Raw genomic sequence first — 25,525 nt, forward strand, 5'->3', positions numbered from 1 at the left:
GATGTACAAACTTCGAAGTGTAATATTAATCAGTGTAAGCTATTTAAGCGGAGTATTAGAAGACAACGCAAGTCCATTTAATATAGCAGAACATATGGAAGTGCCATACTTTACAAAAGAACAGGTATATGATTTACTTTCACAACATGAAAAAGAAACAGGGCAAATATTTGATGAAAAAGTAAAAGAATTAATATGGCACAACGCAGCAGGGCAACCTGGACTAACCAATGGTCTTGCATATGATTTAGTAGCAAAAAAAGCAAAAGGAGAAAAGATAATAACAGAAAAGCATTTTGAAAAGACATTATATGATTACCTGAGAGTATATATAGACAAAAACATATCAAACATAATAAACAAAGCAAAAAAAGAAAAAGAGTTAATAATGAAAATACTATTTGAACCGGAAAAAATAGAATTTAACATATACGATGAAAACATACAGTATTTATATTTAAATGGAGTAATAGACAATTGTGACGGAAAATGTTGTGTAAAGGTACCATTATATTATAAAGCATTATATACAAGATTCAGACCAAAAGTAAATGGTGAAAAAAACTATATGGCAACAATAAATGATACAATAAAGCCATACATAAAAAAAGACGGAAGTCTTGATTTAAATAAATTACTCGAAAGATATACAGAATATATCAAATTAAGAGGAGCGATAATGTTCAAAGGAAGGAATTATTATGAAGGAGTATATCAATATAACTTAGACCAATTCTTAAGCTTATATGTAGAAGCAGCAGAAGGAAAGGTATATCCAGAAACACAGGTAGGAGGAGGAAGGATAGACCTCTTAATAAATCTGAATAATAGTGAATATCTAATAGAAATAAAAACAAACCTAACAGGAAATGAATATGAAAAATCGAAAAAGCAATTAGTGGAATATTTAAAAAGAAGTGGTTCAAAAGAAGGCTGGCTTGTGATATATTCAGAGGCAATAGAAGATTTCAAACATGAAATAGAAGAAATAGATGGAGTAAAAATCAATGTGTGGTTTATAAAAACAAACTTTGAAAGTCCGTCAAAAGTGAATTAAAACAGTAAAAAATTTTATCTGTTGTATATATCCAGATATTGTAATATATAAAGTAGTGGAATGTAATAATAAAAGTATATACTATAAGAGAAATCACACGTAGTTACAAGGGTAACACGGAGAAACATGGAGGAAAACATGAGAGGAAAAGTTAAATGGTTTGATGCAAAAAAAGGATTCGGATTTATTTCTGGAGAAGATGGAAATGACGTTTTCGTACATTTCACAGCTATTACAATGGACGGATTCAAAACTTTAGAAGAAGAACAAGAAGTTGAATACGAAATTCAAGAAAACGCTAAAGGTTTACAGGCTGTAAACGTAAGAGCTATCTAACAATCAATAGCCCCTTTTAAGGGGCTTTTTTATTTTTTAGTTGACTTTTAATAAAAAAAGGTATATAATTAGTGTGACCCTTAAGGGTTGAGAATCACATCCGTAGTTGCAATGGGTAACACGGTAGGAACATGGAGGAAAGTATGAAAGGTAAAGTTAAATGGTTTGACGCAAAAAAAGGTTATGGTTTCATTTCTGGTGAAGATGGAAAAGACGTATTTGTACACTTCACAGCTATCACAATGGATGGCTTCAAGACTTTAGAAGAAGGTCAAGAAGTAGAATACGAAGTTCAAGAAAATGAAAAAGGCTTACAAGCTGTAAACGTAAGAGCTCTCTAATAAAACAATAGCCCCTTTTAAGGGGCTTTTTTATTTATGTTATAAAGGTAAAACTTTTTTGCCGTATACTTCATTTAATACTTCAGCCATTGCTGTATAAATTGCAGAAGCTCCACAGAATATACCTTCCCAACCAGCTAAATGTTTTATAGCTGTACTTCCCAGGAAATCTCCCATTGATAATAAGAAAAATAATATTGTTAATGTTCCAAAAACAACCTGAAGTGATTTGTTTCCTTTTAATGTTCCTACAAACATATATAATGTGAATATTCCCCACATTAATAAATAGAATGCTACTGCAGTTGCTGAAGCAGCTTCACCTAATCCCATTTTTGGCATTGTCCATATTGCCACAAGTGAAAGCCAGAAAAGACCGTAAGATGTGAATGCTGTAGCACCAAATGTATTGTTTTTCTTGAATTCAAATATACCAGCAATAACCTGTGCTAATCCACCGTAGAATATTCCCATAGCCATTATCATAACATTTAATTCAAATATACCAGCGTTGTGAAGATTTAATAATACAGTTGTCATACCAAAACCCATTAATCCGAGCGGTGCAGGATTTGCCAATTTTTCAGATACAGTTGTAACTTTGTTTTCCATTTTAAAACCTCCTTCAATTTTTTAAAATATCCCTGTTATTTTAAAGTATTTTCATTACTATAAAATTAACATTAACTTGCTTTTGGGTATAATAAAAAATAACCTTCTCATAAAGAGAAGGTTATTTTTGTTAATTATTAATATCCAGTACCTTCAGCTTTTTCGCCAGATACTATTTTTACTCCTGAACTTGCTCCAATTCTTTCTGCACCAGCTTTTATCATTTTTAATGCATCTTCAAAGCTTCTTACTCCGCCAGATGCTTTTACTTTTAATGCATCACCAACTACAAATTTCATTAAAGCTACATCTTCTGCTGTTGCTCCACCTGTTCCAAAACCTGTAGATGTTTTTACAAAATGAGCTCCAGCTTCTTTGGAAATTACACATGCAGCAATTTTTTCTTCTGTTGTTAAGTAGCATGTTTCTATAATAACTTTTACAGTTTTTCCCTGTGCAGCTTCAACAACAGCTTTTATTTCATTATATATGTAATCATATTCTCCGGCTTTAAGCATTCCAACATTTAATACCATGTCGAATTCATCTGCACCATCATTTAATGCAATATCTGTTTCATATGCTTTTACATCAATTGGATTTGCACCTAAAGGGAATCCTATTACAGTTGCAACTTTAACCTCAGAACCTTTTAGTTCTTCTTTTGCTAAAGGAACATATACAGGATTTACACAAACTGAGAAGAAATTATAATCTTTTGCTTCTTTACAAATTCTTTTTATATCTTCTGGTGTAGTTGTTGCTTTTAGTATTGTATGGTCTATATATTTAGCAACATCCTCAGGAGTTAATGAGATATCGTTTTCAGGCATTTTGAATTCTTTGTTATACCTTTCAATTTCTTTTTGTATGATATTTTTTAAGTCCATTTTTCCACCTCTTTCTGTATATTTTTAAAAACAAAAGTTGCGTTTAACGCAACTTTTGTTATAATCCAAGTTCTTCTGCTATTTCTTTCATAGATTCTATGGATATTTCAAAAAATCTGTTTAATTCTATACCTATTTCTTCGATTTTTCTGATATTTTCTCTATTGGCACCAGCTGCAAATGATTTGTCTTTAAATTTTTTCTTTAAAGATTTTACTTTTAATCCTTCAATTTTTTTGTCAGGTCTTACTAAAACTGCAGCTGTTACCAGTCCAGAAATTGGATCTGCTGCATATAATGCAAAATCCATTTTTGAGTTTAATGGAGCATGATCATTGTGTGCGAGTATAGCGTTTTTTTCTTCTTCTGATAATTTGTCTCCCAGCATTTCAACTGTTTTTTTTGCATGTATTTCTGGATTATCTTTAGTGAATTCATAATCAAGATCATGTAATATACCAATTATTTCCCATCGATCTGGATCTTCCTCTAATTCTTTTGCGAGACCTTTCATTATTGCGCCAACTGCTAAACAGTGCTTTATTAAATTATCGCTTTTTACCTGTTCTTTTAATAACTGTATGGCTTCATCTCTTGTCATTTATTCTTCCCCCTCGTAATACATCTGACATGTTCTCCAGCCAAACAGCATTCTTATTGCTTCATAGAAAGGAATATCAATTGCAAAATCGTATCTTACTCCTTCTTTTGTTTCTAATCTTTGAAGTATATTTTTTATTTTTTGATAATATCCAGGTCCGTATAATTTTGCAACTTTTCCATTTTTTATAGGTTCTAATGTAAATGTTTTTAACCCTTTTACATGTGAGTCATTTGGGAAGAATATTACTCTAACTTCTCCAAACATTTCAAATATTTTATCAAATGTTTTATTTGCCATTTCTTCATTGTTGTAATTGTAGAATCCGAGGAATGAAATTATAGCCTGTTCTGGTAAATTTGTTTCTGTTTCAAACCTTCCAGAGGTTTCGTATTCAAATGCTTCTAATATTTTCCAGTATTTACAATAATCTGGAGGTACATTTACAGCTTTTAATTTTGATCTTCTTAAAAGACAATTTGCGCATGGAATGTTGTTTTCAAAGTTTTTTCTCATATGATATAATTTGTCGCCTTCTTGAGAAAGATAGTAAAGATATCCCTGGTATATTGAGGCAACGTATTTTACTTTTCCCTGTAAGAATACTCTACTTAAATGCTCTTTGGCTTTTACATAATCTTTTTCATACATTGCTACAACGAAATATAATAAAGGATCATTTGAATTTCGTGCAGCTTCTTCAACAGCTTTATATGCTTTGTAATATTCTCCTTTATATACAGCGTTCATTGCCATTAAAAGGTTTGCGTGTTTGTTGTTTGGGAATCTTTTTAATGCATCTTCTGCAAATTCATATGCATCAGGTTCCCTGAGCAAAAATTTAGCCATTCCCAGATTGAAATAATCTTCCGGGAATGAAGGATTGTCTAAAAGTTCTTTTACTTCCTCGTATTCACCTTTGAGTATATGTGCAACTGCCTGTTGGTTGACATATGAACTTTTTGGTTTGTTTATTAATAGTTTTTCTATATGTTTTGCAAGTTCAAGGTTGTTATTTTTAAAGTCGTAGTAGTTTAAATCAACAATTGTTTGAACATCGTCAATAGGTATAGAGATGTATTTTATCTCTATATTAGCTCTTTCAACAGTTTTTTTCTTTTTTTGTTCAATGTTTATTCCTTTTCTTTTTAAATCCTTTTCAAATTTTTTCTTTAATTGCATTAATGCTTTTAAGTTATCAGGCATATTATCCATTTCTTATCACCTTTCTTCCCAGTTTGAAGCTGTAGTATTCTGATTTTCCTATAATTATATGATCCGACAATTTTATTCCCAATAATTCACCGCTTTTTTCTATTTTTTCAGTAATATCATAATCCTGCATGCTTGGAGTGCTATCTCCTGAAGGATGATTATGAATTAATATAATTGAAATTGCATTATTTTTTATTGCGGTTTTAAATATATCCCTTGGATGTAATATTGAATGATTTGCTGTTCCTATACTTATTGTATCAATGGATATAGGATTTAGTTTGCTATTTAATGATATGCATAGTACATTTTCCCTGTCTTCAAATATAAATCTATCATATATTAAGTCGTAGACTTTATCAGGAGAATCCAATTTTATATTTTCTTTTTTTAGGGCTTCTTTGTGAAATCTTATTCCAAGCTCAAAAACAGCTTTTAAGGTAATTGCAGTAACTTTTCCAATTCCTTTTATTTGACTCAATTGATTTACATCCATATAAAATAAATCTTTTAAAGAATATTTTTCTGTAATTTCTTTTGATAGTTGAAATACGTTTTTATCTTTTGTTCCCTTTCTTATTATTATAGCTAATAATTCGTCAATAGTCAAATTTTTTGGACCATATTTTAAGAGTTTTTCTCTTGGTAGTTCAGACATTTAGAACTCCTTTCTCATATAAGTACCAAAAAATTTTGTTTATTGGTAATCCCATAACGTTGTAATAGTCACCATTTATTTTTTCTATAAAAACACCAGCAAAATCCTGAATACCATAACTTCCTGCTTTGTCTAACGGGGAGTAGTTTTCAATATAATATTGTATAATGCTATCATTTAAATGGTGAAAATATACTTCGGTTATATCATATATTGAGTATATAGAATTATTTTCTTTGAATGTAATACCTGTTATTACTTCATGTTTTTTTCCTGAAAGCATTCTTAGCATATTAAATGCATCTTTTTTATCTTTTGGTTTTCCCAGGATTTTGTTTTCAAATGCTACAATTGTGTCTGCAGTGATCAATAATTCATTTTCATTTATTTCAATACTTTGTGCTTTTTGTTTGCTTAAATCTATTGCGTATTCTACAGGGGTGTTTTTTTGACTTATTTCTTTTATATTTGAAACTCTAATTTCAAATTCTATTCCAAGTTTTGAAAGCAGTTCCTTTCTTCTCGGAGAGGCAGAGCCTAATATTATTTTTTTCACGGTTTTACACTCCTAAGTGCAGATTTTACCACTATTGCATTTGCAATTGCTGAGAATGTTCCTATTAGTATCATTTGTGGTAAATACCAGTATATTCCTGCAGATTTTATTATAAATAACCATCCAAATGTAACCTGAGTTATGTTATTGAATATTGCACCACTTTCACTTATTCCTATTATACCAAATTTTTTTGTTTTTAATGCTAAATACATTATTAATGTTGCAATAACACTTCCTGAAAATCCCATAAAGAATGTTGGAGATAGGAATTTTCCAGAAAGCAATGAGCCAAGTATGGATTTAAAAATGGCGATATACAAAGCATTTTTTAAGTTTTTATCTTCTACTATTGAATATAATACTGCAAAATTAGAAAAACCCCAGCGAGCGCCAGGAAGAGGAATAGGAAAAGGAACCAATGATTCAACATAATATACTGCGGATGCTAATGCAATTAGTATAGCCTGTTTGGGTATGTTGTTTTTCACCATGAAATTACGTCAACTCCTGTGTTTTTTTCTTTTCCAATTGGTTTTATCACGATTTTATTTGGAATGCATATTATTTCCTGTGAAGCGTTGTCAACCCACCCTGTATGTTCGCAAATTTTTAGGGCACAGGTTGAATCAATTGCTTTGATTTTTGAACCATCAAAGATTACTTTCATTTTATAGACGCCTTTATCATCTTTAATTGTATATGTTCCCGGTCTGGTTATTTCCATTACTTCTTTGCCGGAAATATATACTTTGGCACCTTTTAATGTATTTTTTAATGTGTTTTGAAGAAATATTGTGATTATTGATATTAGTATTATAATTCCTACAAAGATTATATCTTTTTTCATTTTTTCACCATTTCATTTACTTTTTTAAATAATAATCAAAACCTGTAGTTTTAATTATTTTGTTATCAGATGTAATTCCGTATATCTGTATATCATATTGCATCATTGAGTCTATATCGGGTAATTTATCTCCAAGGATAAATATTGCAGTTGACATTGCATCAGCTTTCATTGCACTGTCGGATATTATTGAAACGCTTTTATAGAAGTTTGCGGGATATCCAGTTTTTGGATCTATTAAATGATGATATCTTACACCATCTTTTTCAAAATATCGTTCGTAATTCCCTGAGGTTACTATTGCGCCTTCTTTTAAGTATATCTGCAATTTTATATCGTAAGGGTTTCCATCAGGGTCTCTTATTCCAATTACCCATGGGAATCTGTTAAATTTTGGACCTATTATTCCAATGTCTCCACCGGCGTCTATAAAACCTGTTGCTTTTGGATCGAGACTTTTGATTTTGTTTATTGCCATATCAACAGCATATCCTTTTGCTATTCCGCCAAGATCAATCATTGTTTCATCGTTTAATAATGAAATTTTATTTCCTTCTATTTTTATAAATTTATAGCTGATACCTTTTAAAGCATTATTTATTTCATCTTTTGAAGGAACTCTTTTCGGACTGTTCATATCATCAAATCCCCATAATTTTACAAGAGCACCTATTGCTGGATCAAATGCCCCTCCTGTTAAATCAGCATAATTTATAGCAGCTTTCATTAAAAATAATGTTTCTTTATCTGCTATAATGCTTCTTTTTTCATTTAATTCCCAGATAACACTACCTTTTATATTTTTGCTGAATTTTCTTTCTATTCTTTTCATTTCATCAAATGCGATATCGGCTAATTTTTCGGAATTAATCTTATTTCCTGCAACCTTTACATTAACCCATGTTCCCAGAGCAAAATCCTTTTTGGAATAATATTGTGGTAAAGGTTTATGAAATATCAAAAACAGTGTGAGGATAATTGCAATTCCTGCTATGACGGAATATAATATACCTTTGTTTTTTAAAAAATTATAGGGATTTTTTTTAAGCAATTTTTGCACCTTCCTTTTTCGTCAACATTTAGTATTTCGATATTATATCCTTCGCGTTTTATAAGCATGGTTTTACAATATGGACAGTATGTTGATTCGTATTGTTTATCCCGGACATTTCCAAGATATACAAAATTTAAATGTTTTCTGGCTATTTCATAGAATTTTTTAAGTGTTTCAATTGGTGTAGGTGGTTTGTTGTATTTATACACAGGATAATATCTGCTGATATGTAAAGGTATATTTTTTGAAATGCTGGAAATCCATTTTACCAGTTCTGTGAATTCTCTTTCATCATCATTTCCTTCTGTGACTATAAGTGTTGTTATTTCAACATCTGAGATAAAATTATATGCCAATTTTATTGTGTTCATTACAGGTTCTTTTTTTCCGCCTATTATTTTGGCATAGAATTCATTATTGAATCCTTTTAAGTCTATATTCATTGCATCTATATAGGGTAATAATTCCATTAAAGGTTTTTCTGAGATATAACCGTTGGTTACCATTACGGTTTTTATTCCGTGTTTTTTTACTAATTTCGCAGTATCGAGAACAAATTCATACCATATATTTGGTTCTGAATATGTAAATGCAAGCATTTTTGCATGGTTTTCCAGTAAAAGATTCAGAATGTCCTGTGGAGTTAATTTATAGATTTTCCATGGGGGTTCCTGGGAGATTTCAAAGTTTTGACAGAATTTACATCTAAAATTACATCCCCATGTACCTATTGATATTATGTTTTCGCCTGGATGGAAATGAAAAAGGGGTTTTTTTTCTATAGGATCGTTTGCAATTGCTGTTATTTCACCATAGTTTAATGTGTATAATTTTCCGTCAACATTCTTACGTACTCTACATATTCCTGTAGAGCTGTTTTTTATTATGCAATTGTGAGGACATAATGTACATTGAACTTTATTATTTTCAAGTGTTTTATAATATAATGCTTCTTTCATTTTAGAAATATCTTTCCACTGTGAATCTATATATTTCGTATGGCTCTGAGAAGATACCAGCTTTTAATTTAGCAATTCTTAATTGTTCTTCAACAGTGTTTACGCCATCAAGTGCTGGTAGTAAAACTCCTTTTTTCCAGCCGCTAACAACTATTACACCATATATTTCCGGGTCTAAATCTTCTTCTGATTCAACGTATTCAGGTTCGCTTAATACGTCAACACTTACCATTATGTCATCGAGTTCATCAGCTGTAACAGGATTAAACCTGTAATCTCTTGTAGCTGCAGCAATTGCATTTTCTCGTATTTCTATTGCAAGATTGTCATATACTGGTTCTATTGTTCCTATACAACCCCTTAAATCTCCGTTTAATTTATGAAGAGTTACAAAACATGCAGCTCTTTTGTTTAATAGGTCATCTGGAAGGTTATCTCTTATTTCGATTTTTTTCCCATATTTAATGTAATTTTCAATAACTTCTATAGCCCATTTTACATAAGGATGTTTTCCTTCCATGTTTTCACCCCATTTAGGTATTTATTAAATAAATACCTTTTTTAATTTGAAAACCCTTTCATTTCTATTTTGATTAATAAGGGTGTTTATAAATGAAGAGGTTCTTTCTGCTTTTGCTATGGCCAGTAGATTATTTTTATTATCAATTAGCGAAACAAGGGTATCCTTTTTAAAATCTTCAAATTTTATAATATTATCTACAACAATTTGACGACCATGTTTTACGTTTTCAATACCCTCATTGTTTAGAATAACTTTTGGGAAATCTAAAACATCTAATAAAGGAATTAAATTTTCTGAAGATATTTTTTCCAATTCAACAGCTTTGTCTATTGAGAATTTGCCCACATTTAATCTTCTGAGCTCTGTGGTTACTGCTCCACATCCTATTTTATATCCTATATCCATTATTAATGAACGGATATATGTTCCTGATGAAACTTTGCAGGTAAATTCAAATTCTCCATGGTCTTTTATGGATATGTTCCAGATATCATAAATCTCCACCTCTTTGGGTGGCATTTTTATTATTTTACCTTCTCTGGCTAATTCGTATAATTTTTTTCCTTTGTATTTTCGTGCAGAATACATTGGTGGAACCTGTTTGTATTTTCCAATAAATGATATTATTGTATCCTCAAGTTTTTCTATTTCAGAATCTGTAAATTCATTTTTTTCTGTGATTTTACCGGTGATATCAAACGTATCTGTTATTATTCCTAATTTTGCTTTTACATGATAAACCTTGTCCTGATGTTGTAAATATTCTAAAAGTCTGGTTCCTTTATTTACTCCAATTATCAATAATCCAGTTGCAAAAGGGTCTAATGTTCCAGAATGCCCAACTTTTTTAGTTGAAAAGATTTTTCGTATTTCGTTTACAACATCGTGTGATGTTATTCCTTCTGGTTTATCAACCAAAAGAAATCCATTATTCATTTTCTTCACCTTTATTTTGAGATATTTCATCTAGTAATTTATGAATTTTTATGCTTTCTTCAATCCCGGTGTCTTTATGAAATCTTAATTCTGGAATTTTATACATTCTAATGTTTCTACCAATTATGCTTTTAAAGAATCCTTTTGCTTTTTCAAGAACAGCAATGATTTCATCGGCATCACCACCAAATACAGAAACATATATATCTGCATATGATTTGTCTCTTGATAATTCCACCCTTGTGGCTGAAATTAATTTTCCCTGTATTTTAGGGTCTCGTAAATTTGAAACATTTGTATTTATTATTTTCATTATTTCTGATTCTATCATTTCTCTTCTAAATTCTTTAGCCATTGTTATCCTCCTCCGTTTCTGTATCGCTTTCAAGGAATGAATCAAGATTCATGAAGTCATTTGATTCTTCAAGTTTTTGTTCGAGATTTTTTAGAAATTCAAGGTATTTTGTTGCTGTCATGTTGAATTTGTTCCAGACGACATCTGATGGAACAGGTATGTCGTAACTTCCAGAGTATCCGTAATAAATAGTATTTATGGTTGAATTGGCAAGATGTACAATATATACGTTCATAATAAATGAATCTATTTGAAGTTTTTCTGGATCGTTATGGAATTCTGCAGTATATACAACATTTTCCGGTAAATTCCAATTTTCAAATAAGGTTTTTCCAAGGGTAGTATGAGACATTACGTTTAACATTTGTTCTGCCCTTGAAAAAGAAACTTTTTTGTATTCAGATACGTTTAATATCATTTCTACTGTTTCAGGGGTTACTATACCCATAGCTATTTTACCAAGATCATGTAACATCCCACTTAAAAATATTTCTTCTTTGTCAGGATAATTTACAATTTGAGCAAGTTGTTCAGAAGCTATGGCAACTGCTATACTGTGCTGCCAGAATTTTTTTGAATCAAGAAAGTCAAAGTCGCGTCTGAAAAAAGAATCAGCGACAAATATTCCCATAGCAAGGTTTCTAACGGTTTTGAATCCTAAAATATTTATAGCCTGAGAAATTTTGGTAATTTTTCGTGGTAATGCATAATACGCAGAATTACATAATTTTAAAATTTTTGCCACCAGTGGTGGCGATTGTAAAACAGCTTTTTCCAGTTCTTTGGTATTTGAGGTTGGATTGGAAGCTATGTCCATTATTCGTTGAATTATAAAATCAGGTGTTGGGAGTTCGGATAATTTTTTTAAAATTTCTTTCATTGTAGGATTAGCCATTTTATCACTTTCCTTTATCAAATTCTATATAAAAACGGGTTCCCTTATTTTCAACGCTTTTTAGCCAGATTTTTCCTCCCTGCATTTCAACAAGTTCTTTTACAACAGATAACCCTATTCCTGTTCCAGAAACTTCATATGTCAATGATGAATCAACTCTATAGAATTTTTCGAAGATTTTTTCGTGATGTTCTTTTGGAATTCCAATTCCATTATCTTCTACGAGTATCCATACCTTATCTCCCCTGTCCTGTAGGGTTATTTTTACAAATTTTAAATCTTTTCTTTTATCACTGTATTTTATGGCGTTATCTATTAAATTAGACAGTATTTGTTTTACTCTTGTTCTATCGAGATTAACAATTATATTTTCTTTTGGTAAAACTTTATACAATTTAACATCATTGCTTTCAGCTTTTGATTTATTTGAGGAATATACTTCATCAATTAATTCATTTAATGAAAATTCTTCTTTTTTAATATTTATACTCTTCATTTCAAGTCTTGAGAAATCGAGGATTTCATCTAATAGGTTTTGTAGATGATTTGCCTCATTTAGTATTGTTTCCATAAAATCTTTCAAGGTTTCTGTATCCATGAAATCTAAACTTTCTACAATTGATTCAGAATAAGCTTTAATAGCTGCTAAAGGTGTTCGCAATTCGTGAGATACAGTAGATAAGAATTCTGTTTTCATCTGATCTAATTTTCTTAAACGTTCCAATTCCTTTGTTCCAGTTATATCCGATATAATAACAAGATAATTATCTTCTTCGGTTCTTAGCAAATCTATTGAAAGAAAGTGTTCATCAAACTCTTTTTCTTTGGTAATTTTTTCTCCAAATATTTCTAATTTTACCAATTCTTCTTTTATGAATTCTATTAACTTTTTTCCATATTCCTGTTCAAACTTTTCAAAATTTTTGTTTCTAAATAATTCTTTGTATTCATTATCATATACTGCTAAACCGCTAATCATTGAATCAAGGATTTGGTTTAAGAATTTTCTATTGCTTTCAATTATTTCATTTGTTTTTAGTATTTCTTCATATAATTCAAGGTTTTCAATTATTGTTGCTGTTAAGAAACTCATTATATTTAAAAATACAGTTGCTTCATTTGAAATTTCTTCTGTATCAGTTTCACATGCATATATCAGCAGTAATTTTTGGGATCGTGAAAATGGGATAATTAAAGCACTCCCGCCTTCTTCAAGCGGGAATACTGATATTTTTAATGATTTTGCAGCCCAGGATACAAGATCCATAATTTCTTCCGGAACGTTTTTATTGTTTACTTCTTCAAAACCTTTCTCTGTCGGTTTTAAGAAATATGCATTATTTACTGTTAATATTCTATTTACCAGTGTATTAATGGAATTTTCAATTTGGGAAAGGTCTTTTAGAGAACTTATTTCCATTACAAGATCAGAAATTTTGGAATATGTTTCCAGAATTAAGTCTTTTTGTTCCATATCCTACTCCTTTTCTACAGTTCTTGTTATTATAAGATTTGCAGATGTGTTCATGAAGCCTTCTATTACTATATCGCCTCTTTTTACAGGAGCTTCAACCTCAATTTTATTTATTTCTTTCATAGCCTCATCAAATAATCTTAAAGGAATTGCTTCAGTTGTTTTTACAGAAGCGAGAGGATATTTTCCATTTTTAACTTTTATACTTGTTACGAGTATTCTATGAGGATCTTTTATTTCCTGAATAGCATATTCTTTACCTCGAGGACACCTGTTTCCTGAGATATTTATTATTTCCATATTTTGAGTATATTCAACATGTACTTTACAACCAATTGGACATCTAACACATACGAGATCCTTAGCCAAGTTTTGAGATGAGTTCATCAGCTGTCACCTCGATTTCATCAATATTTTCACCATCAAATGGTCTGATTTTAATAACTATCATTTCTGGAGGTCGAGCATCTTCTTCGACTTTTTCAATTCCTAAAGGATTTATTTTTATACTTGCCTTTTCAAATACAGTAGATACCCTTATGTATAAAGTAGATTCTTCTGTAGGATCTATATAAACAGGATGCACTATACCAATGTTTTCACCTTTTCTAACTTTAATTAATTTCTTTTTTTCATATTTTCCCTGAGCATATAATGCTGCATATTTACCTGCTTTTTCTCCTTCTTTTGCAACGAAATCTACGAGATCAAAGATTACAGTACAGTTTCCTGCTGCAAATATCCAGTCTTCACTTGTCTGGTTAGTATTTGATACTAAAAATCCAGGATCAGCATCAACAAAATCAACAGGTTTGGTTGATGGAATTAATCCAACAGATGTAATTAACATATCTACATCAAAAACTTTTTCTGTTCCAGGTATAGGATTCCATTTATAATCCACCTGTGAAGCTATTACTTTTTCCAGTCTTTTTTCACCTTCTATAGCAGTAACTGTGTGCGAAAGATATAATGGAATATTAAAATCCCTTAAACATTGTTGGATATTTCTTTCAAGACCACCAGGATAAGGCATTATTTCAAGTACAGCTTCAACCTTTATTCCTTCAAGTGTAAGCCTTCTTGCCATAATTAAACCAATATCACCAGAACCAAGAATAACAGCTTTATTTCCAGGTTTTAAATTTTCTAAGTTAATAAATCTTTGTGCAAGTCCTGCAGTAAATACTCCTGTTATTCTCTTTCCTGGAACTGGTAACGAATTGAAATGTCGTTCTCTTGCTCCTGTTGCCATAACAAGAGCTTTTGTTTCAATTTCATGTATACCTCTTCTGTCTACAAAAATTATTCTTTTATCTTTTGTAACTTCCAGAACATATGTTCCATATAGTATATTTAAGTCTTTTATTCTTTCTTTAGCTAACTCTTTAAATTCCGGACCTGTTAAGTCTTTTTTGAAATAATGCAAACCAAAACCATTATGAATACATTGATTTAATACTCCACCTGTATCTTCATCTCGTTCTAATAATATTACATCTGCACCTTCTCTTGTTGCACTATATGCAGCTGCCATTCCAGCAGCACCGCCACCTATAATTACCACATCTGTTTTATATTTCATATTCTCACCTTCGAATTCACTATCCATGTTCCTTTTTCATTTTGAGTAATTTCTTCAGGTTTTCGGCCTGTATATTCAGCAAGTATTTTAAGGATTTTTGCTGTACAGAATCCGCCCTGACATTCTCCAAATGATGCACGTGTCATAAATTTTATATCATCCAGGGTTCTTGCACCATTGTTTATGGCATCGATGATTTCTTTTTTTGTAACTTTATTACAATGACAGATCATTTCTCCAGCATTTGGATCTTCCTGGATAATTTTATTCCATTCGTTTCTATCAATGTGAACTAAATGAGGTGTTTTTTGAGTGATAGGATTATAGTCGTTTCTTTTTGAAAGGTTTATTCCCAATTTTTCCTGAATTAGATAATCAACAACATATTTTGCTATAGCAGGAGCTGCTGTTAAACCAGGTGATCTAATTCCAGATACGTGGATAGCACCACTTTTTCCAACGTCTATATAAAAGTCTTTTTTCTCAGTTTCCGGACGTAATCCTGCAAAGGTTTTCACAAGATGTCTTCTAAAATTAAGATTTGGAACGAGTTTCATACCTTTTTCTTTTACTTCATTTAATCCTTCTCTGGTTGTTGCTGTATCCTTTTTGGAAATTACTCTATTTGCATTTGGTCCAACTAAAAATCCACCATCTACAGTAGGTAAAACGAGACAACCTTTTGATATTCCAGTAGGTACAGGGAATATTATTGAATTGACATAGTTATAATCTTTTGATAATAAAAAATATTCACCTTTTACAGGAAATATTTCAGGAACTTCATCGCCAAACATCTTTGCAATTTCATCTGCATATAATCCTGTGGCATTTATTACAATATCTGCTTCAAAAGTGGTATTATCGGAAAATTTTAAAAGGAATTTGTTATTTTTCTTTTCAACATCGATTAATGTTTTTCCTATAAAAGTTTTACCGCCATTTTCCCTTACTGATTTGGCAGCCTGAATTGCAACCATCCATGGATCAAATATTCCAGCAAATTCTGCATATAATGAACGTTTGGCTCGTGGATTGATATTTGGCTCCATTTCCAGCAATTCAAGTTTTTCAACAATTCTAACGCCTTTTACGCCATTTCTTTCAGCTTTTTTTAGCAGTTCATATATATAATGTGTTTCTTCATCCTCAATAGCAACAACATGTGAACCAACTCTTTTCATATCGAAGTTTAATTCTTTTTGCAATTCTGTATAAAGCTGATTTCCCATATAACATAGTTTAGCCCTCATTGTTCCCGGCGGATCATCGTAACCGCCGTGTAAAACTGCAGAATTTGATTTTGTTACCCCCATACCAAAATTCGTTTTTGCTTCAAATAGATAGACATCTTTTTCATATTTGTTTAACTCTCTGGCAATTAATGTGCCAACAATTCCTCCCCCTATAACAGCAATCAACGTTACTCACTTCCTTTCAAATAAGCAATCTTTAATTCATTTTTGTTGTTAAAATAATATACGCCATTTCCATATATGGAATAACTTTTTATTCCGTCATTTAAATATAGATAATTTATCAAATTTAAATTGTGGTCAAAAATATATAATTCCTTATTTTTGGTTGAGAAAGATATTATATTTTTTGAAATAAAATAATTGTTTATAAGTTTAAGGGAAAATTCTTTTTCTGTTTTGAATTTATTGTTTTTATATGAAATCTTTTTTATTGAATCATTTGTTAATATAATCAAACCAGCATTATCATTGTAAATGATTTTTACATTATTAAAGTTTCTGGATATATTTAGTTTTTTAAAATTATGATTCATAACAGTAATAGTGTTTTTTGAGAGTAAAAATATATATTTTGAGTTTGTTGACACAGAGATATAGTCGCCTTTTAATTTTTTCAAAATATAGGGATAATAGGGATTGGTTATATCATAAACACATAATTGATTATCAGTTGTAATATATAATAGCACCTGATTATTATATTCTTCAATATAAAAATCGCTTATTTCATTATTTAATAAAATTTCAGAGGTTTTATTTCCAAAATTATGTATAATTTCAATTTTGCTTTTTATATTTATTATAATAAATTGATGAAAAGGGATATAATTTTTTATACGATCTTTTGAATTAAAAATTTCTTTTTTTTCTAAAAATTCTCCATAGGTTTTAACTTTAAATATTGAATATTCATTTGAAATATAGAATTCGTAAGGTTTTGTATAGAAAATATATGGTCCATAATAATATTTTTTTCCAAACTCATCGGTTATTATTATTTTCCATTTGTATTGTAAACCAGGTTTTAAATATGTAATTTTTAATGAATTATTTTCCACCCTTTTTTCAAGTATTTTTTTGTTTTTTTCATATAATATGAAGTTTTGTATGTAATTCGCATTAAAATCTACATCCCATTTAAATTCAATATTTTCTGGAAAAACATTGTATAAATTAGCAGGAGAACAATTGGTTATAACCGGTGATTTTAGTTCTAAAAAGAATTTTAATGTTTCTGTGGAATAAATTTTGTCTTTAGTATATGCAATAACCTTCCAGAAATAATTTTTATTTGGCGTAAGTTGAATATGAACATAATTTTCTTTTCCTTTATATATATCTTTTAAGTTATTTTTGTTTTCACCCAGATACACAATATAAAAAAGGACATCTCTTTCTATAAGATTAAAATTTAAAGTTATTGTTTTGTTATATGGTACTATTTCATAATTGGAAGGTGATGTATTCCATTGGATTTGTGAAAATAAAAAAGTAAAAGTTAACAGGAACATCATTGTTAAAAGATATTTTTTCATGGGAACCTCCTAAATAATTTTTACCTTTTCTTAATAATATTATACATGAAAAAAAGCAAAAAACAAAGTTATAATGAAATTCCTGATTTTCATTTTTTTAAAATCTTGAATACTGTAGTATTTATTAAATAGGGAGTTTATGTTATAATTATTATAGTTGAATTTAATAAATTTTTAAAAAGGAGGAATTATACATATGAATCCATTAGTTGCAGCAATGGTTAAATTTGCTATTCTTGGTACAGCAGGTGAAGTGGTTGCAAAGCTTATTACAAAGAGTAAGATATCCATAACTAAAATTATTCATTCGGCTATATCCTGGGCTATATTAGGAGTAATAATAAAGTATGCATTTATAGGATTTAACGGTTTTGTGCACGAATTGGTTAATCATCATTATCTTCCATCTGGAAAAATATACGAATCATTTTTTAAATCATTTTTTACCAATGCAATGTTTGGTCCATGGTTGGTTATAATTCATAGATTTCTTGATAATTTGCCAAAGTTAAAGATTCCAACAGAAGGCTTAAAAGGTGCAATGCTGACATTATTATGGTTCTGGGTACCAGCACATACAATAACCTTTTCATTGCCGGGAGAATGGCAGATTACTTTAGCAGCAGTATGGAGTTTTGTTCTCGGATTGATTTTAGGAATTTTTGCTAATTTAAAAAAGAAAAAAGAGGTAAATAATGCCTGAAGTTTTGATAATAGAAGACGATAAAGTATTAAATGAAACAATGTGCGATTTTTTGAAAAATTTTAAATACAATATTTTTTGTGCATATACCGGAAGTGAAGGTTTAAATATTGCAAAAGAAAAACTTCCGGATGTAGTTATTCTCGATTTAAGATTACCTGATACAAATGGTATGGAAATAATTGAAGAATTAAAAAAATATGTTGAAGAAATAATTATTATAACAGCACATGGAGATATATCTGATGCAGTAAAGGCCACAAAATTGGGAGTATATAATTTTCTTGAAAAACCTGTTGATTTAAAATTATTATTAAGTGAATTAAATAGAGCATTTGAAACTGTAAATTTAAAAAAAGAAATAAAAAAATTAAAAGAACAATTACAAAAATCCGGGCTTTTAATTGGAAAATCCAAATTTATAGAAAGATTAAAAGAAAAGATTGGGATGATTGCCGAAAAGAATATACCTGTATTAATTACCGGTGAAAGCGGAACAGGTAAAGAGGTAATAGCAAGAGCTATTCATGAAGCAAGTAATAGAAAAAATTTTGTGGCAGTTAATTGTGGAGCTATTCCTCAGGAATTGTTTGAAAGTGAGCTTTTTGGATATGAAAAGGGTGCCTTTACTGGAGCGGAAAAAGGAAAACCCGGGAAATTCGAAATTGCAGATGGTGGAACACTTTTTTTGGATGAAATAGGCGAATTACCTAAAAATATGCAGGTAAAGTTGTTAAGGGTTTTAGAGACAAAAGAGGTTGAAAGAATAGGCAGTACAACACCTAAAAAGGTTGATGTGAGAATAATTGCTGCCACAAATCGAGATTTAAAAACATTGGTAAATGAAGGACAATTTAGAGAAGACTTATATTTTAGATTATCGGTATTTAATATTGAAGCAAAACCTTTAAGAGAAAGGATTGAGGATATACCTCTATTGGTTAATTATTTTGTGGATATGGCAAATGAAGAATTTGGAACTAATATTAAAGGTGTAAATCCAGATGTAATAGAAATTTTTCAAAAATATTATTGGCCGGGGAATATTAGAGAGTTAAAAAACGTAATATATTCAATGATTGCTATAGCTACAGAGGATATTCTTAATAAAAGTTTATTACCAGAGAAATTGCTGGAGAGTTTTGTGGATGAAAAGATAGAATTGCCTCTTGGTTTAACCATTGAAGAAGTTGAAAAAAGATATACATTAAAAACATTAAACTGGGTGAATAATAATAAATCCAGAGCAGCAAAGATTCTTGGAATTACCAAGATGACATTATTTTCAAAATTAAAAAAATGGGATATCCAATAAAACAGTATTGGGGGGATACATTATGTTAGAAAATAATGAAGAAAAAAAGGAAGTTCAGGAAAATCAGGAAATCCAACAGGGAAACATGGAGGAAATGACAGAATTACTTGATAACACAGATGAAATTAACAAACTGATGGATATTGGAACAGAGCAAAGTTCATCAGAAGAATTATTGGAAAAACAGATTACAGAGGAAGAAATTAATTTAGATGATTTAAATTTAGATGATCTTGACACTCAAAAACCTGAAGAGGAAGAAGTTAAATTAGAAGAGGTTATTCCTAACCTTGAACTCGATGAATTGGAAAACGAAACAGAAGAATTAATAGAAGAGAATCCGAATTCTGAAGAAGTAGTTGAAGAAGTACAGGAAACTATTTCTGAAGAAAAAACAGATGGAGAAAATCCTGAAGAGATGCCAGAATTAAATCTCGAAGAAGAAAAAGAAGAAATTCCATCAGTTGAACCTGAAGAAAATATTCCAGAATTAGACCTTGAAGAAAATATAGAAGAAAAAAATGAAGAAAGTTTAACAGAAGAGGTAATGATGGAAGAGGCTACAGAAGAAAAGAAGGTTGAAGATGTCGAAGAGAAAGAAGAAATTCCAGAATTGGATTTAGATGAAGATACAGTAGTTGAAGAAAATAAATCTGAAGAAATTGTAGAAACAGAAAATGAAGAAAGTATAATGGAAAATACCGAAGAAAATGAAACAATTGAAGAAGAAATTCCAGAATTAAATCTTGAAGAGGAAACAGAAGAAAAAGCGGAAATAACTGAAAATGTAGAATCAGAAGAATCTGTGCCAGAACTTGATCTTGATGAAGAAGATGTAAACACAATAGGTTCAGAAGAAAATGCCGATGTGATAGTTGAAGAGAGTGAAAAAGAAGAAATAGATAATGCGCTTGATGAAATAACAGAACTTGAGCATATTGAAGAAGAATTAAATGAAAAAGAGGAAATAAAGGAAAGTGAAGAAAGTGAAGTTGAAATAAAAACGGATGAAAAACTTGAAATGCCAGAATTTTCACCCAAACAAATGAATGTGCAAAAAGATTTTGAGCAGCTTCAGATGAAAATAAACGAAAAGGCTCAAAAATATGATGAAAAAATAGAGTTTTTAGAAGAACAGAATAAGATATTAAAGAAAGAAATAAATATATTAAAAATTAAACTGGAAAATGCAGAAAAAGGAATTATTTTGCTATTGAGTAATCTAATATCTTTATCTTTTGGAGATACTAACGATTTATTAAATTCCATATTAGAAATTAAAAAGTATATATCTCCAACAGAAGGGAATATAACCACTCTCGCAAATCTTGTAATAAAATTAATGGATAAGGTTGGAGAAGAAAATCATTATGCATTATATTATATTATTGGTAATTTATATGCGGAAATACATAGATATAGCGAGGCTGAAAAGAATTATTTAAGAGCACTTGACTATTGTGAAAAAAATAAATCTGTAGATATGCAGTTTAATGCATCTGTAATGCATAATAGTCTGGGAAATATGTATGTTGATTCTGGAAAATTTGATATAGCCAGAGAGCATTTTGAAAAAGCTCTGGAAATTAGAAGAGCTTTAACAGAAAAAGCAAGAGAAAAATATATTCCTTCATTATTTGCAATTTTAAATAATCTTGGAGCCTTTGAGCTTGAAACGGGAAATCTGGAAAATGCCAAAAAATATTTTGAAGAAGCATATCAGCTAACAGAAGAATTTAAAACCTCAAGAGAAGATAAAGGTATGATATTATATAATCTTGGTATGCTCTATAAAAAACTTGGAGAAAAGGAAAAGGCTGTTAATTTCTTTGAAGATGCATTGGTTATAAGAAAGAAATTATTTGAAATGGATAGATTTAAAAACATGGATAAATTAAAGAATATATATAATGAATTATTGGAATTATATGAAGAAGGTAATCAGGTAAAATATGAAAAAATAAAGAAAGAGATGGAGGAATTATTTTAATTAAGGAAGATAGGGGGAGTATAGTGTGACAAAAAAAGAGAAGAGCTGGGTAATGTATGACTGGGCTAATTCTGCATATTCATTAATAGTAACAACGGCAGTTTTACCGATATTTTTTAAAGAAGTTGCGGCAAAAAATCTTGATGGCTATTTGTCTACTGCATATTGGGGGTATGGAAATACAATAGCAACTATTATTATTGCTTTATTAGCTCCAATTCTTGGAACCGTTGCAGATTATAAAAATTTCAAGAAACGTTTTCTTGTATTTTTCTGGAGCATAGGTGTAATAGCAACATTTTTACTTTCTACTGTTGGTGAAGGTGATTGGTTACAGTGTTTGATAATATATATATTTTCAGCTATAGGTTTTGCAGGAGCTAATATCTTCTATGATTCAATGCTTATTGATGTAACAACTGATGATAGAATGGATTGGGTATCTTCCAGTGGTTTTGCATGGGGATATATAGGAAGTACAATACCGTTTATAATAAGTATGGCAATAATAATGAAACCTGGATTAATAGGTCTTACAAGTACATTGACAGCAACGAGATTGGCTTTTGTTATTACTGCATTATGGTGGGCTATTTTCACAATTCCATTATTAAAAAATGTGCATCAGGAATATTATATCGAAAAATCCTCAACACCGATAAAAGACAGTTTTGAAAGACTTGGAAAAACATTTAAAGAAATTAAAAACTATAGAAATATATTCTTATTCTTATTAGCATATTTCTTCTATATAGACGGTGTTGGAACAATTATAAAGATGGCGACGGTATATGGTAAGGATGTTGGAATTGATACTACACAATTATTAATGGCATTATTTGCAACACAGGTTGTAGCCTTTCCTTTTGCATTGATATATGGTAAATTAGCTCAAAAATGGAATGTAAAAACAATGTTATTTACTGGAATAGCAGTATATACATTTATCACAGTTTATGGATATTTTCTTGATTCAGCTTTTGACTTCTGGGTACTTGCAATGCTTGTTGCAACATCTCAGGGAGGAATACAGGCTCTTAGTAGGTCATTATATGGCAAATTAATTCCAAAGGAAAAATCTGCAGAATTCTTTGGATTTTATAATATTTTTGGGAAATTTGCAGCAATTATAGGACCATTCCTTGTAGGATTTTTTTCGCAAATTACCAAAAGTTCAAGGTTTGGCGTATTAAGTGTGGCTATATTATTTATAATTGGAGCTATATTATTATTAAAGGTTAATGAAAACACCATTGAGGAGGCTTGATTAAATGGGAGAAGATCTTAGATATCACATTAGAATTTATGACCCGGAAAAGGTAGGGAAATATGTATTACTTCCTGGAGATAGAGGAAGGGTAAAAAGAATTGCGAAATATCTTGAAAATGCAGAAGTTGTGGCAGATAACAGAGAATATTTTACAATGACAGGATATTTAAACGGCGAAAAGGTATCTGTAATGTCTACAGGAATGGGTGCTCCATGTATTTCAATAGGAGTTGAAGAATTAAAAACTCTGGGAGTACATACATTTATTAGAATAGGCACAACAGGTGCTTTACAAAAAAATTTAAAATTAGGCGACTCTATAATTCCAACTGCAGCAATTCGTGGCGATGGAACTATGGATTATTATTTGCCAAAATCATTTCCAGCAGTGGGGCATTTTGATGTAATTTCAGCGCTTAAAGAGGCGGCTGGAATTATTGGTAATCCACATCATCTTGGTGTTGTATTATCAACAGACTCGTATTATGGAAGATTTTTTAATACCAAAAAAGCAGCAGAAGATATGGATTTATTTGTAAGAGCAAATACTCTTGCTATAGAAATGGAAGTTTCAGCATTATATGTTCTTGGAAATATCTATAATTTAAGAACAGGTGCTATTATAACAATTAGAGAAGAACTGGGTGAAGATGGAGAGTATAAAAAACAGGCAGGAGAAGAATACGAAAATGGTCTTGAAAAATCAATTCAAATAGCAATAAAAGCAGTAGAGTTATTAATAGAAAAAGATAAAAATATAAAATAAAAAAACTCCCTTTCTGGTTTCAGAAAGGGAGTATTTTTATATGTGTTATAATTACAGTATGAAGAGAAATAAGATTTTAATATTTATAATACTAATACTACAAATTAATATTTTCTCGTATGTCAAAGAAATAGAAATTAAAGATTTATCATATTCTTTTTTTGAAGAATATATTTACCCAATAAATATACAGGGATTTAAAATTGAATATATAAAATTACCAGAGTTTAATATAAATGCTAATTTAAAACAGTTAAAATATCTCAATTTAAAAATAAAAAATATATCTGATAAATATACAAAACTGAACAACTATATTAATCCATTTCAGAAAATTTCATTTGATACCAGAATATCTATAAATGAATACAACGATATAGACATCCAGTTTTTAAATGAAAGTATTTATATAATCTTCCTAAAAATTCCAACAAAATATTATATACCTCAAATAGAAGAAAGTTTATTTTCAGTAAAAATACCTCAAATAAATTTCAATATATCTAAAAAAGGGTTATTTGATGATACATGGGTTCTATATTTTAGTGGTGATTTAAAGATTAAAAATGCAAAATTATATAGCTATTTTGGATATGGGAATGAAAATATTATAATTGACAATGGTGAAAAAAACAAAACAGAATTTATATACATTGAATACATAGAAAAAAGCAGTAAAATAATCTTTAATTATAATAATTTTGGGAAATATTACAAAGCGCTATTAAAAGCCATAAAAACGTATAATAAAATTAATTTTTCATTTAATATATCTGAAAAATTAAAACCTTCAATAAGTGTTGCATACACAAAAAATTTTTAAAACGGGGTGAAATAATGAATAGAAAAAGAAGTGTGTATTACTGGCAGGAAAGGAGTATATTAAAATACTTAAACAAAGAATGGATAGAACATGCAGTATTTAAAATAGAATCTGAAGGTGTAGAAGGAATTGGAGCAGGAACACCTAATCCTGATTTTGGTGAAACATATAAAACAACAATGGCAATAATTGAAAAAATGAGAAAATTAACCGAGGAATGGGAGGATTTAAATAATTATGCGGATTTTGAAAAGGTAATGAATCAGATAGTTAAATTTGATATGTCCTCGAAAACAGCAGTGGAACTTTCAATTGCTGATTATATATTAAATTCAAAATCATTAGATTTATCAAGTGTGCTGTTCTCAAAAAATAAAAATAATACAGAGATATTTAAAATATACTTTCATAAAAATATGAGTTATGCTGTTTTTGGAGAAATAAAATTTCCAGAAATTTTAAAAATAGAGTTTTTGGAAAAGATGGATTTTGAAGAAATTGAAAAATATAAGAAGTTTGTTGATAAATATCCAATCTGGTTAGACTTTAAAGGATTATACAATCATTATGAAATTAAACAGATACTTAAAATATTTAAAAATGATAATATAGTAGCTTTAGAACAACCGTTGCCAGTTGGAAACGAAAGTGCTGTTGTTGATTTATTAGGAAATTACGATATATTCTGGGATGAATCATTTAAGACGCTTCAGGATATATTTAAATTAAAGGATTATGCAACAGGGTTTGTTTTTGAAATTACAAAATTTGGGGGATTATTAAAAACAGCAGAATACTTAAACGTTATTAGAGATATAGGACTTGAAACAGTTATTTCTTCAAGAATAGAGCATCCGTTAAACCTCAAATGGGCAAAAAAAATACAAAAATCCTTTGATTATATAGACCTAAATTATGAGCATTATATAGAAAAGACTTCAAAATAAGAAATAGGCTGGATTTCTCC

General features: G+C 29.7%; 29 protein-coding genes. 10 read left to right on the plus strand and 19 right to left on the minus strand.

From position 1 onward, the window contains the following. From XO11_RS06350 to XO11_RS06360, 3 genes are all read left to right on the plus strand, one after another. Positions 1-1,057 (plus strand): AAA-like domain-containing protein (locus XO11_RS06350; RefSeq protein WP_175418380.1); only part of this gene is annotated, 1,057 nt, incomplete at its 5' end. A 138-nt stretch (positions 1,058-1,195) separates the two neighbouring features. Then, positions 1,196-1,393 carry a cold shock domain-containing protein gene (locus tag XO11_RS06355; protein WP_014296782.1) on the plus strand — a complete coding sequence of 66 codons (198 nt, stop codon included), beginning with the start codon at positions 1,196-1,198 and terminating at the stop codon, positions 1,391-1,393. A 143-nt stretch (positions 1,394-1,536) separates the two neighbouring features. Further along, complete coding sequence (locus XO11_RS06360; RefSeq protein WP_014296783.1) at positions 1,537-1,734, plus strand: cold-shock protein; 198 nt, start codon at positions 1,537-1,539, stop codon at positions 1,732-1,734. 39 nt (positions 1,735-1,773) lie between these two features. Here the strand turns inward: XO11_RS06360 and XO11_RS06365 are convergent, their stop codons facing one another. From XO11_RS06365 to XO11_RS06455, 19 genes are all read right to left on the minus strand, one after another. Further along, positions 1,774-2,346 (minus strand): GPR1/FUN34/YaaH family transporter, encoded by a 573-nt coding sequence (locus XO11_RS06365; protein WP_014296784.1) that lies wholly within the window; start codon positions 2,344-2,346, stop codon positions 1,774-1,776. 137 nt (positions 2,347-2,483) lie between these two features. Beyond that, the gene (gene deoC / locus XO11_RS06370; RefSeq protein ID WP_368494262.1) at positions 2,484-3,179 is read right to left on the minus strand and encodes a deoxyribose-phosphate aldolase; all 696 of its coding nucleotides are present in this window, start codon (positions 3,177-3,179) and stop codon (positions 2,484-2,486) included. Positions 3,180-3,294: 115 nt separating this feature from the next. Further along, entirely contained in the window at positions 3,295-3,837 is a 543-nt protein-coding gene (locus tag XO11_RS06375) for an HD domain-containing protein (protein WP_075780618.1), read from the minus strand. Further along, on the minus strand, positions 3,838-5,052 hold the full coding sequence (locus XO11_RS06380) for a hypothetical protein (protein ID WP_014296787.1): 1,215 nt from the start codon (positions 5,050-5,052) through the stop codon (positions 3,838-3,840). It lies immediately after the preceding gene. Then, positions 5,045-5,710: a DNA repair protein RadC gene (radC, locus tag XO11_RS06385; RefSeq protein WP_175418381.1), complete on the minus strand. Its 666-nt coding sequence runs from the start codon at positions 5,708-5,710 to the stop codon at positions 5,045-5,047. Before radC ends, XO11_RS06380 begins: the two co-directional genes overlap by 8 nt. Then, complete coding sequence (locus XO11_RS06390) at positions 5,703-6,266, minus strand: nucleoside triphosphate pyrophosphatase (protein ID WP_014296789.1); 564 nt, start codon at positions 6,264-6,266, stop codon at positions 5,703-5,705. Before XO11_RS06390 ends, radC begins: the two co-directional genes overlap by 8 nt. Next, a complete protein-coding gene (locus tag XO11_RS06395) occupies positions 6,263-6,757 on the minus strand; it encodes a Gx transporter family protein (protein WP_217671874.1) in 495 nt (164 codons plus the stop codon). Before XO11_RS06395 ends, XO11_RS06390 begins: the two co-directional genes overlap by 4 nt. Beyond that, the gene (locus tag XO11_RS06400; RefSeq protein WP_014296791.1) at positions 6,754-7,116 is read right to left on the minus strand and encodes a NusG domain II-containing protein; all 363 of its coding nucleotides are present in this window, start codon (positions 7,114-7,116) and stop codon (positions 6,754-6,756) included. The genes XO11_RS06395 and XO11_RS06400 overlap by 4 nt, the downstream gene beginning before the upstream one ends. A gap of 16 nt (positions 7,117-7,132) precedes the next feature. Next, a complete protein-coding gene (locus tag XO11_RS06405; RefSeq protein WP_254873312.1) occupies positions 7,133-8,077 on the minus strand; it encodes an FAD:protein FMN transferase in 945 nt (314 codons plus the stop codon). Positions 8,078-8,136: 59 nt separating this feature from the next. Then, positions 8,137-9,129, minus strand: a complete 993-nt coding sequence (amrS, locus tag XO11_RS06410) for an AmmeMemoRadiSam system radical SAM enzyme (RefSeq protein ID WP_075780620.1) — start codon at positions 9,127-9,129, stop codon at positions 8,137-8,139. A gap of 1 nt (position 9,130) precedes the next feature. Then, a complete protein-coding gene (gene amrA / locus XO11_RS06415) occupies positions 9,131-9,649 on the minus strand; it encodes an AmmeMemoRadiSam system protein A (RefSeq protein ID WP_014296794.1) in 519 nt (172 codons plus the stop codon). A 24-nt stretch (positions 9,650-9,673) separates the two neighbouring features. Continuing rightward, positions 9,674-10,588, minus strand: coding sequence for a tRNA pseudouridine(55) synthase TruB (truB, locus tag XO11_RS06420; RefSeq protein ID WP_175418382.1), 915 nt, complete (start codon positions 10,586-10,588; stop codon positions 9,674-9,676). After that, entirely contained in the window at positions 10,581-10,943 is a 363-nt protein-coding gene (gene rbfA, locus XO11_RS06425; protein ID WP_014296796.1) for a 30S ribosome-binding factor RbfA, read from the minus strand. Before rbfA ends, truB begins: the two co-directional genes overlap by 8 nt. Further along, positions 10,936-11,838, minus strand: coding sequence for an HDOD domain-containing protein (locus tag XO11_RS06430; RefSeq protein WP_014296797.1), 903 nt, complete (start codon positions 11,836-11,838; stop codon positions 10,936-10,938). Before XO11_RS06430 ends, rbfA begins: the two co-directional genes overlap by 8 nt. A 4-nt stretch (positions 11,839-11,842) precedes the next feature. Further along, positions 11,843-13,312, minus strand: coding sequence for a cell wall metabolism sensor histidine kinase WalK (locus XO11_RS06435; RefSeq protein WP_014296798.1), 1,470 nt, complete (start codon positions 13,310-13,312; stop codon positions 11,843-11,845). A 3-nt stretch (positions 13,313-13,315) separates the two neighbouring features. Further along, on the minus strand, positions 13,316-13,681 hold the full coding sequence (locus XO11_RS06440; RefSeq protein ID WP_254873314.1) for a DUF1667 domain-containing protein: 366 nt from the start codon (positions 13,679-13,681) through the stop codon (positions 13,316-13,318). Then, a complete protein-coding gene (locus tag XO11_RS06445) occupies positions 13,674-14,897 on the minus strand; it encodes an NAD(P)/FAD-dependent oxidoreductase (protein WP_075780622.1) in 1,224 nt (407 codons plus the stop codon). Before XO11_RS06445 ends, XO11_RS06440 begins: the two co-directional genes overlap by 8 nt. Continuing rightward, complete coding sequence (locus XO11_RS06450) at positions 14,894-16,318, minus strand: NAD(P)/FAD-dependent oxidoreductase (protein WP_175418384.1); 1,425 nt, start codon at positions 16,316-16,318, stop codon at positions 14,894-14,896. The genes XO11_RS06445 and XO11_RS06450 overlap by 4 nt, the downstream gene beginning before the upstream one ends. A 2-nt stretch (positions 16,319-16,320) precedes the next feature. Further along, positions 16,321-17,691: a hypothetical protein gene (locus XO11_RS06455; protein WP_175418385.1), complete on the minus strand. Its 1,371-nt coding sequence runs from the start codon at positions 17,689-17,691 to the stop codon at positions 16,321-16,323. A 196-nt stretch (positions 17,692-17,887) separates the two neighbouring features. On the opposite strand from XO11_RS06455, the gene XO11_RS06460 reads away from it, so the two are divergent. The 7 genes from XO11_RS06460 to XO11_RS06490 are packed head-to-tail and all read left to right on the plus strand — an operon-like array spanning position 17,888 to position 25,505. Further along, positions 17,888-18,394: a hypothetical protein gene (locus tag XO11_RS06460; RefSeq protein ID WP_175418386.1), complete on the plus strand. Its 507-nt coding sequence runs from the start codon at positions 17,888-17,890 to the stop codon at positions 18,392-18,394. Further along, positions 18,387-19,709: a sigma-54 dependent transcriptional regulator gene (locus XO11_RS06465; RefSeq protein ID WP_014296804.1), complete on the plus strand. Its 1,323-nt coding sequence runs from the start codon at positions 18,387-18,389 to the stop codon at positions 19,707-19,709. The genes XO11_RS06460 and XO11_RS06465 overlap by 8 nt, the downstream gene beginning before the upstream one ends. A gap of 22 nt (positions 19,710-19,731) precedes the next feature. Continuing rightward, the gene (locus tag XO11_RS06470) at positions 19,732-21,699 is read left to right on the plus strand and encodes a tetratricopeptide repeat protein (protein ID WP_175418387.1); all 1,968 of its coding nucleotides are present in this window, start codon (positions 19,732-19,734) and stop codon (positions 21,697-21,699) included. 52 nt (positions 21,700-21,751) lie between these two features. After that, a complete protein-coding gene (locus XO11_RS06475) occupies positions 21,752-22,966 on the plus strand; it encodes an MFS transporter (protein WP_050899182.1) in 1,215 nt (404 codons plus the stop codon). 4 nt (positions 22,967-22,970) lie between these two features. Then, positions 22,971-23,735 (plus strand): nucleoside phosphorylase, encoded by a 765-nt coding sequence (locus tag XO11_RS06480; protein WP_014296807.1) that lies wholly within the window; start codon positions 22,971-22,973, stop codon positions 23,733-23,735. 58 nt (positions 23,736-23,793) lie between these two features. Then, the gene (locus tag XO11_RS06485; RefSeq protein WP_217671876.1) at positions 23,794-24,558 is read left to right on the plus strand and encodes a hypothetical protein; all 765 of its coding nucleotides are present in this window, start codon (positions 23,794-23,796) and stop codon (positions 24,556-24,558) included. 14 nt (positions 24,559-24,572) lie between these two features. Then, on the plus strand, positions 24,573-25,505 hold the full coding sequence (locus XO11_RS06490) for a hypothetical protein (RefSeq protein ID WP_175418389.1): 933 nt from the start codon (positions 24,573-24,575) through the stop codon (positions 25,503-25,505). Positions 25,506-25,525: the final 20 nt, after the last annotated feature.

Origin of the sequence: Marinitoga sp. 1138, assembly GCF_013363265.1 — a bacterium.
GTDB lineage: Bacteria > Thermotogota > Thermotogae > Petrotogales > Petrotogaceae > Marinitoga > Marinitoga piezophila.

Excerpts from the sequence above, each read along its gene's own strand:
- XO11_RS06490 (WP_175418389.1), top strand. The coding sequence starts at position 24,573 with ATGAATAGAAAAAGAAGTGTGTATTACTGGCAGGAAAGGAGTATATTA.
- XO11_RS06470 (WP_175418387.1), top strand. The coding sequence starts at position 19,732 with ATGTTAGAAAATAATGAAGAAAAAAAGGAAGTTCAGGAAAATCAGGAA.
- XO11_RS06355 (WP_014296782.1), top strand. The coding sequence starts at position 1,196 with ATGAGAGGAAAAGTTAAATGGTTTGATGCAAAAAAAGGATTCGGATTT.
- amrA (WP_014296794.1), bottom strand. The coding sequence starts at position 9,649 with ATGGAAGGAAAACATCCTTATGTAAAATGGGCTATAGAAGTTATTGAA.
- deoC (WP_368494262.1), bottom strand. The coding sequence starts at position 3,179 with ATGCCTGAAAACGATATCTCATTAACTCCTGAGGATGTTGCTAAATAT.
- XO11_RS06360 (WP_014296783.1), top strand. The coding sequence starts at position 1,537 with ATGAAAGGTAAAGTTAAATGGTTTGACGCAAAAAAAGGTTATGGTTTC.
- XO11_RS06430 (WP_014296797.1), bottom strand. The coding sequence starts at position 11,838 with ATGGCTAATCCTACAATGAAAGAAATTTTAAAAAAATTATCCGAACTC.
- XO11_RS06435 (WP_014296798.1), bottom strand. The coding sequence starts at position 13,312 with ATGGAACAAAAAGACTTAATTCTGGAAACATATTCCAAAATTTCTGAT.
- XO11_RS06480 (WP_014296807.1), top strand. The coding sequence starts at position 22,971 with ATGGGAGAAGATCTTAGATATCACATTAGAATTTATGACCCGGAAAAG.
- XO11_RS06475 (WP_050899182.1), top strand. The coding sequence starts at position 21,752 with ATGTATGACTGGGCTAATTCTGCATATTCATTAATAGTAACAACGGCA.
- XO11_RS06485 (WP_217671876.1), top strand. The coding sequence starts at position 23,794 with ATGAAGAGAAATAAGATTTTAATATTTATAATACTAATACTACAAATT.
- amrS (WP_075780620.1), bottom strand. The coding sequence starts at position 9,129 with ATGAAAGAAGCATTATATTATAAAACACTTGAAAATAATAAAGTTCAA.
- XO11_RS06455 (WP_175418385.1), bottom strand. The coding sequence starts at position 17,691 with ATGAAAAAATATCTTTTAACAATGATGTTCCTGTTAACTTTTACTTTT.
- XO11_RS06380 (WP_014296787.1), bottom strand. The coding sequence starts at position 5,052 with ATGGATAATATGCCTGATAACTTAAAAGCATTAATGCAATTAAAGAAA.
- XO11_RS06400 (WP_014296791.1), bottom strand. The coding sequence starts at position 7,116 with ATGAAAAAAGATATAATCTTTGTAGGAATTATAATACTAATATCAATA.
- XO11_RS06460 (WP_175418386.1), top strand. The coding sequence starts at position 17,888 with ATGAATCCATTAGTTGCAGCAATGGTTAAATTTGCTATTCTTGGTACA.
- radC (WP_175418381.1), bottom strand. The coding sequence starts at position 5,710 with ATGTCTGAACTACCAAGAGAAAAACTCTTAAAATATGGTCCAAAAAAT.
- XO11_RS06445 (WP_075780622.1), bottom strand. The coding sequence starts at position 14,897 with ATGAAATATAAAACAGATGTGGTAATTATAGGTGGCGGTGCTGCTGGA.
- truB (WP_175418382.1), bottom strand. The coding sequence starts at position 10,588 with ATGAATAATGGATTTCTTTTGGTTGATAAACCAGAAGGAATAACATCA.
- XO11_RS06365 (WP_014296784.1), bottom strand. The coding sequence starts at position 2,346 with ATGGAAAACAAAGTTACAACTGTATCTGAAAAATTGGCAAATCCTGCA.
- rbfA (WP_014296796.1), bottom strand. The coding sequence starts at position 10,943 with ATGGCTAAAGAATTTAGAAGAGAAATGATAGAATCAGAAATAATGAAA.
- XO11_RS06375 (WP_075780618.1), bottom strand. The coding sequence starts at position 3,837 with ATGACAAGAGATGAAGCCATACAGTTATTAAAAGAACAGGTAAAAAGC.
- XO11_RS06465 (WP_014296804.1), top strand. The coding sequence starts at position 18,387 with ATGCCTGAAGTTTTGATAATAGAAGACGATAAAGTATTAAATGAAACA.